The following is a 12,264-nucleotide window of genomic DNA, read 5'->3' as shown; positions in this document are numbered from 1 at the left end:
CCGAGCCTGTCAGTGATGGTGTCTGCGTCACTCGCGAACCGACCACCGACGGGTTCGGCTTCTTCTTTCTGACCGCCTGAGGTCGGCGGACTTCGCTCGGGTGTGACCGCGCCCGGCGGACGAAACCGACTCATTCGGTCAAACTCACCAGACCGGCGAGGCTTCGAAACTGCTAACCGACTCCCAGACGGCTAACGCCACAACGAACCAGATGCGACTTCCGGAATCACAGGTCGCGGTGTTGAACGCCGCGAGCGCCACAGACGAACGGACGATAGCACAGCTAGCGGAGGCGACGGACCTGAAACCCGAGACGGTGACGGGTGCGGTCTTCGACCTCCGCGACGACGGCCTCGTCACGGTCACAGAGACCGTCGAAGAGGACGTCGAACTGACCGACGAAGGCGTCGAATACGCCGACGACGGCCTGCCAGAGATTCGGCTCTACCGCGCCGCCATGGACGTCGGCGGCGGCGACGCGGTCCAGATGGGCCAAGTCATCGGTGCCTCCTCGCTCGGCGGCCCGCAGGTGGACATCGCGCTTTCGAACTTCGCGCGAAAGGGCTACGGCCACATCGACTCGGGCGAACTCGTGCCCGACGCGGACGCCGACCCCGACGCTGACGGGGAAGCGGCTGCCCTCTCGGCTCTCGCCGCGGGCGAGACAGTCGATACCGACGTTCTCGACCAACTCGAATCGCGGAAGCTCGTCGTTCGCCACGAGCGAACCATCCGCGCTGTCACCCTCACCGACGAGGGTGTGACGGCGCTGATGGAGGGCGTCGAGACGGCCGAGACGGTCGACCGACTCACTCCCGAGATGCTCACCTCCGGTGAGTGGGAAGACGTCGAGTTCACTGAGTACAACGTCGAAGCCGACGCACCCGAAGTGCGCGGTGGCAAGAAACACATCCTCCGGCAGACTGCAGACCGCGTGAAGGACGTGCTCGTCGGCATGGGCTTCTCCGAGATGGAAGGCCCCCACGCCGACGCGGACTTCTGGATTAACGACTGTCTGTTCATGCCGCAGGACCACCCGGCGCGCACCCACTGGGACCGTTTCGCCCTCGACGTGCCGCCGATGGAGGACATCCCCGAAGACCTCATCGACCGCGTTCGCTCGTCGCATCTGAACGGTGTCGGCGACGACGGTGACGGCTATCACTCGCCGTGGAGCGAGGACTTCGCCCGCGCCGTCGCGCTTCGCGGCCACACCACGTCGCTGTCGATGCGCTACCTCTCCGGCCACGAAGTCGGCGAGTTAGAGCCGCCGCAGCGGTACTTCTCGGTCGAGAAGGTCTACCGCAACGACACGCTCGACCCGACGCACCTGCTCGAATTCTATCAAATCGAGGGCTGGGTGATGGCCGAAGACCTCTCGGTGCGCGACCTGATGGGCACCTTCGAGGAGTTCTACTCTCATTTCGGCATCACGGACATCCAGTTCAAGCCGCACTACAACCCCTACACGGAACCGTCGTTCGAGCTGTTCGGCCGACACCCGGAGACGAACGAACTCATCGAAATCGGGAACTCCGGTATGTTCCGCGAGGAAGTGCTTCGCCCGCTCGGCGTCGAGTGCGACGTCATGGCGTGGGGCCTCGCGCTGGAGCGCCTGCTGATGCTCATGTACGGGTTCGACGACATCCGCGACGTTCACGGAACGCTGTGTGACCTCGACTTACTCCGCGAGACGGAGGTGCTCCGATAATGCCTGTCGTAGACGTTCAACCAGACGAACTGCGCCGTTTGACCGGCCACGAAGAGAAGTCCGACGAGGAGTTCAAAGACGACCTGTTCGCGCTCGGCCTCGAATTCGAGGGCGTGACCGAAGACGGGGCGTTCCAACTCGAATTCGGCCCGGACCGACTGGACCGCCTCTCGGTCGAAGGCGTCGCACGGTCGCTTCGCTACCAGTACGGCGACGCTCGCGGCGTCACCGTTCCGAAGACGAACGACCCCGACTGGACCATCGTCGTAGATGAGTCGGTCCCCGAAGAGCGCCCGTACGTCACGGGTGCGGTCGTCCGCGGTGTCGACTTAGACGAGGCCGCGCTCGACTCGCTCATCCAGTTGCAGGAGAAACTCCACGCGACGATGGGCCGCAAGCGCGCCAAGGGTGCCATCGGCATCCACGACCTGACGATGCTGAAAGGCGACGTGCTCTCCGAGCAGTCCACCGGAAACGCCATCACGTACACGGGAATCGAACCCGACGGCGACACCTTCGTCGCGCTCGACTCCAACGAGGAACTCACGCCCGCAGAAGTGCTCGAACAGCACGACACGGGTCGGAAGTACGCCGACCTCGTCTCTGAGTACGAGCGCTACCCGGCCATCTACGACGAAATCGGCCTGTTCTCGTTCCCGCCGGTCATCAACGGCCGCCGGACCGAGGTGACGACCGACTCGCGAGAACTCTTCGTCGAACTCACCGGGACCGACCAGTGGACTATCGACCGGATGTGCAACATCATCTGCTACGCGCTGGCCGCCCGCGGGGCGACCATCGAGGAAGTCGAAGTCGAGTACGAGGGCGGAACTGTCGTCCGACCCGACTTCGAAGTCGAGACAAAACACGTCAGCCACGACCGCATCGAGACGGTCCTCGGCGTCGACTTGGAGATGGATGGGGTCATCGACCTCTTCGAGCGCTCCGGTCTTGACGCGGATGCGGAACTGGGAGATGAGACCGTCTACGAGGTCTCCATCCCGCCGTACCGCGTAGACGTGCTCCACCCGCTCGACCTCGTCGACGACGTGGGCCGCGCCTACGGGTTCAACGAACTCGAACCGCGCTACCCCGACGTTGGCACGGTTGGCCAGCGCCACGAGCGCTCCCGTCTCGAAGACGCCGCGCGGACCGCGCTCGTCGGCCTCGGATTCGAGGACCTGCTCAACTTCCACATGATTTCTGAGGAAGAGAACTACGAGCGGATGGACATCGAACCCGGTTCCGACGTCCTCGGCGGCGGCGAACCCACCTCCATCACCGAACCCTACAGCGAGGACTACACCATGCTCCGCTCGTGGGTGCTGCCCTCGCTGACGATGGTGCTGGAGAACAACACCCACCGCGCGTACCCGCAGGACCTCGCCGAAATCGGCCACGTGGCCCACCGCGACGACGACGAGAACACCCGGGTCTCCGAGGCCCGCCACGTCGCGGCCGTCCTTGCCCGCCACGACGCGACCTACGAGGACGCGAAGGCCCGCCTGGCGACGCTCTGCAACGACTTCGGTGTCGAACTAGAGACGCCCGCGACCGAACACCCGTCGTTCATCCCCGGCCGCACCGCGTCGGTCGTCATCGACGGCGAGGAAGTCGGTATCGTCGGCGAACTCTACCCGAAGGTCATCGTCGAACACGACCTCGAACTCCCCGTCGCGGCGTTCGAGTTCGACCTGGCAGCGCTGCAGTAACGACCTTCGTCCCGTTTCGTCCTGTTGCGACCTGTTTCGTCTCGCTTTTCGACCCGCGTTCTCGTATCAGCCGTCTTTCTCTTCGACGCGCTCTTCAGCGAGGTTATCTGCGCTCGCGCACTTCGGCGGAGTAATGAAAGTCCTCGTTACCGGCGCTCTCGGCCATCAGGGCCGCGCCGTCATCGAACACCTCCGCTCTGGCGAGTTCGGACGACACGAAGTGTACGGCCTCGCCAGTGACCTCTCGTCGCCCCGCGCCCGCAACCTCCTCGAGCGCGGTGTCCACGTCGTCGAGGGCGAACTACACGACCGAACCCGAATGCGCGCACTCCTCGAAGGTGTCGACGGCGTGTTCTGCGTGACGACCTCCGCGTTCGACCCCGGGACGGAGACCGAACAGGCTCGCTCAGTCGTCGATGCCGCAGTCGATGCGGGCGTCTCGCACATCGTCTACTCGTCTGTCTCGCAGGCGAAGGGCAACCTTCCCACGTCCACCCAGTCGAAGTTCGCGGTCGAAGAACACATCCGAGACGCGGGTCTCCCGGCGACAATCGTCCGGTCGCCGCTTTTCATGCAGCACTTTCGGCGACTCTCTGACGACACCGCCGCTGGGTCCCTCGAACTGCCGTTGTCACCCGAGACGACGCTTCCACTGGTCGATGCGAACGACATCGGACGGGCTGCTGCGGCGGCATTCGCCGACCCAGGCCAGTTCGTCGGTGCGACTATCGACCTCGTCGGCGACGCCCTGACGCCGCCCGAGATTGCCGAAACGTTCTCTGACGCGCTCGGAGTCCCTGTCGAATTCACACCCATCACGCTCAGCGAGTACCGAGAACAGCACGGCGACGAACCCGCCACCGTGTACGAGTGGTTCGAAGACAGCGTGCCAGAAGACGTAACCCCGGACTTGTCCGCATTCGGCCTCGTTCCGCAGACACTCGCACAGTATCTGGCCGACGTCGACACCGACACCTGGCGGTCCACACCGCCGACAGCAAATAACGAGCAGTAATTTTAAACCTCTCTCAATTCCTTTTGTGCATTTGGTCAGCTACCGATAGAAACATTTAGGATGTATCCAGTTCCGGGTTACTCCATGAACAATTATGAATTACACCCAGAGACGTTGGCGGTGACTCATGGCGAACGCGGGCAGGCCCCGGCTCCCGGCGTCGAGGATGTCGTCGTTCCGCTGCATCTGTCGTCGACGTATTCTATCCCCGATGTGGACCCGGACGCAGATTTGGAGACGCTCGACCCCGACGCGGGCGAGTATCTGTATTCTCGCCTGTCGAACCCGACGCGCAACGCGCTCGAACACCGGCTTGCGGCACTCGAAGGTGGCGAACACGCGCTCGCGTTCGTCTCCGGGACAGCGGCTATCGCCGCGACGATGACGGCGACGGTCAGCCCCGGTGACCACATCGTCGCGTTCGAGGACCTCTACGGCGGGACGAAGACGATGCTGACTCGGCTGTTCGACGAGCGCCTCGACGTCGAGGTGACTTTCGTCGATGCGACCGACACGTCGGAAGTCGAAGCCGCGATGCGCGACGACACGCGTCTCATCTGGATGGAGACGCCGTCGAACCCGCTTATGCACCTCTGTGACATCGAGGCGATTGCGGCCATCGCCGACGAGTGGGACGCCGTTTTCGGCGTCGACAACACCTTCCTCAGCCCGTACTTCCAGAACCCGCTTGCACTCGGTGCCGACGTGGTCGTCCACAGCACGACGAAGTTCCTCAACGGCCATTCGGACTCTATCGGTGGTGCCGTCATCACCGACCGCGACGACATCGTCGAGGAGATTACCTTCCTCCAGCGCGTCGGCATGGGGTCGATGCTCTCGCCGTTCGACTCGTATCTGAACCTCCGCGGCATCAAGACGCTCCCGCTGCGGATGCGCCAACACGAGGAGAACGCGATGCAGATTGCAGAGTTCCTCGAATCCCACGACGCCGTCACGCGCGTCCTCTATCCCGGTCTCGAATCGCACCCGCAACACGACCTCGCGGCCCGCCAGCAGTCCGGCTTCGGCGGCGTGCTCTCGTTCGAACTCGACACCGACCTCGATGGGACTGCTGAGTTCCTCGGCCACCTCGACGAGTTCCCGCTCGCTGTCAGTCTCGGCGGCGTCGAGAGTCTCATCGAGCACCCAGCGACGATGACGCACTCCCCGCTGTCGCAGACCGAACGCGACCGCCTCGGTATCTCCGATTCGTTCCTCCGCATGTCCGTCGGCGTCGAGCACGTCGACGACCTCCTCTCCGACCTCGAATCGGCGCTTTCGACCGTCTGAGGTCGGTTCGGCTGTCTCTCCATCTCTTTTTGGTCCCGGTTCACCCGCTGGCGCTCTCTCGGTTACATTCCGTCTCCTCGGCGCTCTAACCGAGTTGTTTAACAGGCCGCCCGGTGGTAGGTACGCCAACGCAATGCCGAGCGGAGAATACGACCCGGAAACCGTCGAGGCGAACTGGCAAGAGAGGTGGGTCGACGAAGACCTGTACGCGTTCCCGGAGAGCGCGGTAGACCCCGACACTGTCTTCTCTATCGACACGCCGCCGCCGACGGTATCTGGAAGTCTGCACTGGGGCCACGTCTACGGCTCTATCCTCCAGGACTTCGTCGCGCGATTCAAGCGGATGCGCGGCAAGGAAGTCTACTACCCGTTCGGATACGACGACAACGGCATCGCGTCGGAACTCCTGACCGAGGACGAACTCGGTATCAAACACCAGGACTACGAGCGACGCGAGTTCCAGAAGCTCTGCCGCGAAGTCACCTCGAAGTACGAGGCGGAGTTCACTGAGAAGATGCAGCGTATCGGGACGTCCATCGACTGGAACCAGACGTACCAGACCATCTCACCGGAGGTCCAGCGCGTCTCGCAACTGTCGTTCGTCGACCTGTACGAACAGGACCGACAGTACCGCCAGCGCGCCCCAGCTATCTGGTGTCCCGAGTGTGAGACCGCGATTTCGCAGGTCGAGACCGAAGACGACGAACAGGGCTCGCACTTCCACGACATCGAGTTCGACGTTGTCGATTCCGAGGAGTCCTTTGTCATCTCGACGACGCGGCCCGAACTCCTCCCCGCGTGTGTCTCGGTGTTCGTCCACCCCGACGACGACGAGAACCAGCACCTCGTCGGCCAAGAAGCCGAAATCCCGATTTTCGGCCAGCAGGTTCCCATCCTCGAAGACGAGCGCGTCGACTTAGAGACGGGAACGGGCCTCGTCATGTGCTGTACCTTCGGCGACCAGACCGACATCGAGTGGTATCAGGCCCACGACCTGCCGCTCCGTATCGCCATCGACGAGTCCGGCACGATGACCGACGTCGCTGGCGAGTACTCCGGCCTGTCGTCCGACGAGGCACGCGAGGAAATCGTCGCCGACCTCGAAGACGAGGGTGCGCTGCTCGACAAGCGCGCTATCACGCACACGGTCAACGTCCACGAACGCTGTGGCACGAGCGTCGAATTCCTCGTCAAAGACCAGTGGTACATCAAACTGCTCGACAAGCGTGAGGAGTACCTCGAAGCGGGCGAGGAGATGGATTGGTACCCCGAGAAGATGTTCACGCGGTACAAAAACTGGATTGAAGGTCTCCAGTGGGACTGGGCCATCTCCCGGCAGCGCTCTTCGGGGATTCCGTTCCCGGTCTGGTACTGCGGCGAGTGCGAACACGTCGTCGTCGCCGACCGCGAGGACCTGCCGGTCGACCCGCTTTCGGACGACCCGCCGGTCGATACCTGTCCCGAGTGCGGCCACGACGAATTCGTCGCCGAAGACGACGTCTTCGACACGTGGGCGACTTCGTCGCTGACGCCGCTCATCAACGCCGGATGGGACTGGAACCCCGAGACGGAGGAGATGGAACTCGAACGCGACGAACTCTACCCGTTCGACATGCGCCCGCAGGGTCACGACATCATCTCCTTCTGGCTGTTCCACACGGTCGTCAAGTGCTACGAGCACACCGGCGAGGTCCCGTTCGACAGCGTGATGATAAACGGGATGGTCCTCGACGAGAACCGCGAAAAGATGTCGAAGTCGGTCGGCAACATCGTCTCACCCGACGAAGTCCTCGACAAATTCCCGGTCGACGCCGCCCGCTACTGGGCCGCCGGAAGCGCCGTCGGCGACGACCTCCCGTACCAAGAAAAGGGCCTCGTCGCAGGCGAGAAGCTCATTCGAAAGCTCTGGAACGCGTCAAAGCTCGTCGAGAGTCTCACCGAGGACGCGCCCGACGAGTTCGACCACGACGACCTGAAGGCCATCGACCGCTGGCTCCTCGCGTCGCTCGACCGCGAAATCGAGTTCGTCACGGAGAAGCTCGACAACCGCGAGTTCTCGAAGGCTCGCGACCGACTCCGGAGCTTCTTCTGGCACACGTTCTGTGACGACTACCTCGAAATCGCCAAACAGCGACTCCGCGAGGCCGACGACCCCTCGGCCGCCTACACGCTCCAGACCGTCCACCGGCGGTTCGTCCGTCTGTTCGCGCCGATTCTCGCACACGTCACCGAGGAACTCTGGCACGACATGTACGACGGCGAGAGCGTCCACGCCCAGTCGTGGCCCGAACCGCTCGGACTCGACGCCGACGTCGAGGCCGGTGAGACCGCCATGGCCGTCGTCGGCGCGCTGCGCAAGTACAAAAGCGACGCTCAGCTTTCGATGAACGCCAGCATCGACGAAGTCGAAGTCTACGGCACCATCGACGGCTTCGAAGGCGACATCAGCGGCGTGATGCACGTCGATTCGCTCACCTCGACCGACGAGGAACCGCCTATCGAGTCTGTCACCTCTGGCATCGACCTCGACTACTCCATCGTCGGTCCCGAGTACGGAAGCAAAGTGCCTGACATCGAGGCGGCGCTCGCACAGGACGACTACGAACTCGTCGGCGACGAACTCCACGTCGCGGGCGTCGAACTCGGCCCCGACGCGTTCGAGGTCAACGAAGAGCGCACCTACTCTGGCGAGGGAGAATTCGTCGAGACCGAGGGCGCGCTCGTCATCGTGAAGAACGAGAACTAAGCGAAGCGTTCGCTTCTTTTTTCGACTGTTCAGTCCGGCTGTCGTCGTCAGTCGTCTCCGTTTGACGTGAGTCGTTGCTCCCGTCCAACACCGAGTGTCTCGATTATCGTCTCGGCATCGTCGACGTGAGGGACGACCTGCGGATGGTTCGCGTTCGCGTCGTCTTCGTTGACTTCCTCAGGTTCTGGCACTGTGAGTTGCACGTCTGGCCCCGTCTCTACGTCCGTGTCGAACTCCACCGTCTCGGTGCCGAACAATCGGTCGACGGCGTCCGAATGCACGGTGACATCGGTGATTGCATCGCGTTCGAGTCGCGCTTGCGGTTCGTCTAACACTTCGTCGTAGACGACGAGCACGTCATCGTAACAGCGGTACTCGACCGTACCGTACGTGAGATACCGCGTGGTCGCCCTGACCGCGGCAAACACTCCGACGAGTGCCAGACACGCGAGTGTGAGTGACCCCGCTCCGAAGACGGCCATCGCCACAGCACCAGCGTAGCACCAGAGTACGCCGCTCGAAAGCGTGTACCGAATGCTTCGGTAGCCCGCGTCGGCGATTGCTGACACGCGCCCGAGCCGGACGCGATGTGCTGGCTCTCCCTCGGGGACTGCGACCGGGACCGGTTCGATTTCGGTCTCCTTGCTTCCGTACAAGCGATAGAACGCACCCCGTTTGTTCTCGTCGCGTTCGACCTGCAGCGACCGAAGGTCGTACAGGAGTTTTCCGGCAGCGACGACAGTGACGGCGAGAATTCCACTCTCGACCGACCCAAGTAACGGCCCAGCGACGGCCAGAAGCGCGGCGATTGCGATGAGCAACTTGAACGGAGACAGCAACACTGACCGCGCCGAGTGGTTTCGGTAGCCCGCGTTCACGAAGTACTGGGTTCCGGTTTCGACGCCCCGCCCGACGAACACACCGACCCCGCCCAAGAGAATTCGACCGGCTGTCTCGTCGGTGACGACGGGGTCTATCAACCCGAATACCATGAACGCAACCACCAGTTCGAGTGGTACGAGGAAGAAGATGGTCACGAGCAAGACCGGGACATTTCGGGGGTAAAACGGCGGAAACGGCCCCGGAACCGAGAGGCCGCCTCGCTTTGCCTGTAGTGGTCCGAGTAATCGGTTGTCCTCGCCCATGGCGTTGTTCGGGCGTTTGGCGGCGAACGGGATTTTCACGCACGTCCAGAACAGGACGGCGGCGACTTCGGCGACGAACACGCCGAAGAGCACCGACGGGGACCAGCCGAGCAACAGGACACCGACTGGAGCGACCGCGTTGGATGCGAGGACCGCGAGCGCCCCGGAATCGTGAGGGGAGGGAAGACGCACAATGGGTCAACCGAGTGGGGAGAAAAACAGACTTCGGTTCGCCCGCGGCGGGCTTGCCGCGGCCGACTTACAGGTCGACGCCGACCGCGTCGTCGATGGAGTCGAAGCCGTCGCGTTCGAGGTGGTCGAGGAGTCCACGGTTGATGTCGCGCGCGAGAGACGGCCCTTCGTAGACGAGGCCTGTGTAGAGTTGGACCATCGAGGCACCCGCGCGAATCTTCTGGTATGCCCCGTCTGCATCGGAGACGCCGCCGACGCCGACGATTGGCACGTCGGTGCGCTCGGCGATGAATCGAATGAGGTCGGTGGCGCGGCCTTCGATTGGCTTCCCGGAGAGACCGCCGCGTTCGGCCTGATTGGGGTTCTGCAGCGAGTCAGGTCGGGAGGTCGTCGTGTTGCTCGCGATGATACCGTCGAGCGAGAGGTCGTCGACGACTTCGAGGGCGTCTTCGATGGCGGGGTCCGGAAGGTCGGGCGAGAGTTTGACCAGAAGCGGGTCGGCACCCGCGTCCGTGAGCGTTCCGAGAATCGCTTCGAGGGAGTCGCGGTTCTGGAGGTCGCGGAAGCCCTCACTGTTGGGACACGAGACGTTGACGACGACGTAGTCAGAGCCGTCGGCGACGCGCTCGTAGGTGTACAGATAGTCTTCGGGTGCGTCCTCGGCCGCGGTAACTTCGGAGAGCGCGAGGTTGACACCGACCGGGATGTCGGGTCGGGGACCGGCTTGAAGTCGACGGCCGACCACGTCCGCGCCGTCGTTGTTGAGGCCCATTCGATTGATGATGGCCTCGTCTTCGGGGAGACGGAACATCCGCGGCCGCGGATTCCCGGACTGCGCTTTCGCGGTGACGCCGCCGACTTCGACGTGGCCGAAGCCGAGTGCGGCGAGGACAGTTGGAACTTCGGCGTTCTTGTCGAATCCGGCGGCGACGCCGACTGGATTCGGGAACTCGAGGCCGAACGCAGTCGTCTCGAGACGTGGGTCCTCGACGCGGTACTGTCGTTCGAGGAGTGATTCGACGGGCGTTCCGCGGACTGCGCGCAGGAGTCCGTGGATAGTGCCGTGTGCCGTTTCTGGTGGGAGCGAAAAGAGGAACGGTTTGGCGAGGTGGTAAGGATTCATGCCTGTGGTGCGGGCGAGTCGCTAGGAACACTACTTCGCAGAACGGTCACGGCTGTCCGTCCTCAGAAGTCGTGTTCGACCTGCTCTGGGTCTGCTTTCTGGATGATGATTTTCCCGTCTCGGACACGAACGAATACCTCGTCGCCGATTTCCATGCCAGCGACCGCGAGTTCATCCTCGTGGAGGTTGACGTGGACGTTGTGGTACTCGCCGTTTTCGTCTTTGGCTCCACTCGGACTGAGCTTCTTTTTCCGGACCATCTGGGGGTCTATCCGTTGGTTCGCCGCAGGGAATACATAAGTGTTGTCTCCGCCCCTCAGATTGAGGGGGAAATCCCGGTTGTGGTGCCGTCTCGTTTCTAGATTCCAGACCAAGTCGATACCGCTCTTCGAGCTCGGCTCGACGGTGGAGTATATAAGTATGGCCCCGTCGTCGGTCGAAAATCGGCGATATATTTATCTTGTGCCATGTGGTTGATTGCCATAGAGGTGGAAAATCATGGTACGCGAGGACGGTAAGCGGAACTTTGTGCTCCGAGAGGAGAACGGGACAGAGACGAGTGTGTTTTCCGGAAGTATGCCCCGACAGGCAGCGCTCAAAGCAGCGCGGCGCCTTGATCCGGCAGGCTCTGAAGACAATGCACAGGCGAACGCAACGGAGATTCGCCTTCGTGAGAAGGGAACCGACAAGGTTCACATCTTCGACGCCTGGGCGTGGACAAGTGACGCTCCCGGTGACAAACCGGAGTGGATGGAAGGCGAGATTACGAAAGGGAACGTCTCGAAGAAGGGTATCGAGCACCTCGACGAGTAGGCGGCCGAGTAGTCGGTCTGGTTTTCTTTACGTCGTCCGCGTACGCGTGCGTGTAGAGAATCAATCCGACACACACGAATCTGGTACTGCCGAGTAGTCCCACTCTGTAGTCGATACGTCTTTGAGTGCGGCCCTGTCAGTTTCGCCTACGCGACCAACACCCGGTCAGACCGCACGTGCGATGCGAGGGATGAACGGCCGGCCTCCAGTCGCGTGATATCTACGCTCCCCGAGCGACTGCTGTATCGTTTATCATTGCTCACGGCATGAAACCGCATGACGATGCGCCATCTGTTCGACGGCCTTTTATGTACCCGTGCCATTCGGAATAATGCGAAGAAGCGCACGGGGGCACTCCCCCCGACGGCTTCACTTTCGAACGCCTCTCGACCCAAGGCCGTCTGGCGCTCACCGGGATGATACACTCTCCCGGGCCCGCCGACGATACGACGGCCTTAAGTGGTCCAAGGCATTTCGGAAGAATGCGTACGACACACCGCGATTGCAGGGCGATTCA

At 62.6% G+C, this 12,264-nt stretch carries 9 protein-coding genes; 6 read left to right on the top strand and 3 right to left on the bottom strand.

Translation table 11 applies throughout. The features are described 5' to 3' along the window. The first annotated feature begins 211 nt into the window (after positions 1 to 211). The 5 genes from pheS to C453_RS01755 all read left to right on the top strand — a co-directional run bounded on the left by pheS (position 212) and on the right by C453_RS01755 (position 8,474). Positions 212 to 1,711, top strand: coding sequence for a phenylalanine--tRNA ligase subunit alpha (gene pheS, locus C453_RS01775; RefSeq protein WP_008322316.1), 1,500 nt, complete (start codon positions 212 to 214; stop codon positions 1,709 to 1,711). Continuing rightward, on the top strand, positions 1,711 to 3,423 hold the full coding sequence (gene pheT / locus C453_RS01770; protein WP_008322315.1) for a phenylalanine--tRNA ligase subunit beta: 1,713 nt from the start codon (positions 1,711 to 1,713) through the stop codon (positions 3,421 to 3,423). Before pheS ends, pheT begins: the two co-directional genes overlap by 1 nt. 133 nt (positions 3,424 to 3,556) lie before the next feature. After that, entirely contained in the window at positions 3,557 to 4,438 is an 882-nt protein-coding gene (locus C453_RS01765; RefSeq protein WP_008322313.1) for an NmrA/HSCARG family protein, read from the top strand. Between the two features lie 84 nt (positions 4,439 to 4,522). Continuing rightward, positions 4,523 to 5,728 carry a trans-sulfuration enzyme family protein gene (locus C453_RS01760; RefSeq protein WP_049907455.1) on the top strand — a complete coding sequence of 402 codons (1,206 nt, stop codon included), beginning with the start codon at positions 4,523 to 4,525 and terminating at the stop codon, positions 5,726 to 5,728. Positions 5,729 to 5,861: 133 nt separating this feature from the next. After that, positions 5,862 to 8,474 carry a valine--tRNA ligase gene (locus C453_RS01755; protein ID WP_008322311.1) on the top strand — a complete coding sequence of 871 codons (2,613 nt, stop codon included), beginning with the start codon at positions 5,862 to 5,864 and terminating at the stop codon, positions 8,472 to 8,474. A 47-nt stretch (positions 8,475 to 8,521) separates the two neighbouring features. Here C453_RS01755 and C453_RS01750 read toward each other — a convergent pair whose 3' ends face one another. The 3 genes from C453_RS01750 to C453_RS01740 all read right to left on the bottom strand — a co-directional run bounded on the left by C453_RS01750 (position 8,522) and on the right by C453_RS01740 (position 11,194). Continuing rightward, entirely contained in the window at positions 8,522 to 9,811 is a 1,290-nt protein-coding gene (locus C453_RS01750; RefSeq protein WP_008322310.1) for a DUF6498-containing protein, read from the bottom strand. A 67-nt stretch (positions 9,812 to 9,878) separates the two neighbouring features. Continuing rightward, positions 9,879 to 10,934 carry a quinone-dependent dihydroorotate dehydrogenase gene (locus C453_RS01745; protein WP_008322309.1) on the bottom strand — a complete coding sequence of 352 codons (1,056 nt, stop codon included), beginning with the start codon at positions 10,932 to 10,934 and terminating at the stop codon, positions 9,879 to 9,881. Between the two features lie 62 nt (positions 10,935 to 10,996). Continuing rightward, positions 10,997 to 11,194: a hypothetical protein gene (locus C453_RS01740; RefSeq protein ID WP_004059056.1), complete on the bottom strand. Its 198-nt coding sequence runs from the start codon at positions 11,192 to 11,194 to the stop codon at positions 10,997 to 10,999. Positions 11,195 to 11,432: 238 nt separating this feature from the next. Between C453_RS01740 and C453_RS01735 the strand changes: the two genes are divergently transcribed. Continuing rightward, positions 11,433 to 11,747, top strand: coding sequence for a non-histone chromosomal MC1 family protein (locus tag C453_RS01735; protein WP_008322307.1), 315 nt, complete (start codon positions 11,433 to 11,435; stop codon positions 11,745 to 11,747). Positions 11,748 to 12,264: the final 517 nt, after the last annotated feature.

Origin of the sequence: Haloferax elongans ATCC BAA-1513 (assembly GCF_000336755.1) — an archaeon.
GTDB lineage: Archaea > Halobacteriota > Halobacteria > Halobacteriales > Haloferacaceae > Haloferax > Haloferax elongans.
This window is presented reverse-complemented; position numbering and strand designations above follow the sequence as displayed.

Bases quoted from the DNA above. Each gene is read 5' to 3' on its own strand.
- pheS (WP_008322316.1), top strand. From the start codon at position 212: ATGCGACTTCCGGAATCACAGGTCGCGGTGTTGAACGCCGCGAGCGCC.
- pheT (WP_008322315.1), top strand. From the start codon at position 1,711: ATGCCTGTCGTAGACGTTCAACCAGACGAACTGCGCCGTTTGACCGGC.
- C453_RS01765 (WP_008322313.1), top strand. From the start codon at position 3,557: ATGAAAGTCCTCGTTACCGGCGCTCTCGGCCATCAGGGCCGCGCCGTC.
- C453_RS01760 (WP_049907455.1), top strand. From the start codon at position 4,523: ATGAACAATTATGAATTACACCCAGAGACGTTGGCGGTGACTCATGGC.
- C453_RS01755 (WP_008322311.1), top strand. From the start codon at position 5,862: ATGCCGAGCGGAGAATACGACCCGGAAACCGTCGAGGCGAACTGGCAA.
- C453_RS01745 (WP_008322309.1), bottom strand. From the start codon at position 10,934: ATGAATCCTTACCACCTCGCCAAACCGTTCCTCTTTTCGCTCCCACCA.
- C453_RS01740 (WP_004059056.1), bottom strand. From the start codon at position 11,194: ATGGTCCGGAAAAAGAAGCTCAGTCCGAGTGGAGCCAAAGACGAAAAC.
- C453_RS01735 (WP_008322307.1), top strand. From the start codon at position 11,433: ATGGTACGCGAGGACGGTAAGCGGAACTTTGTGCTCCGAGAGGAGAAC.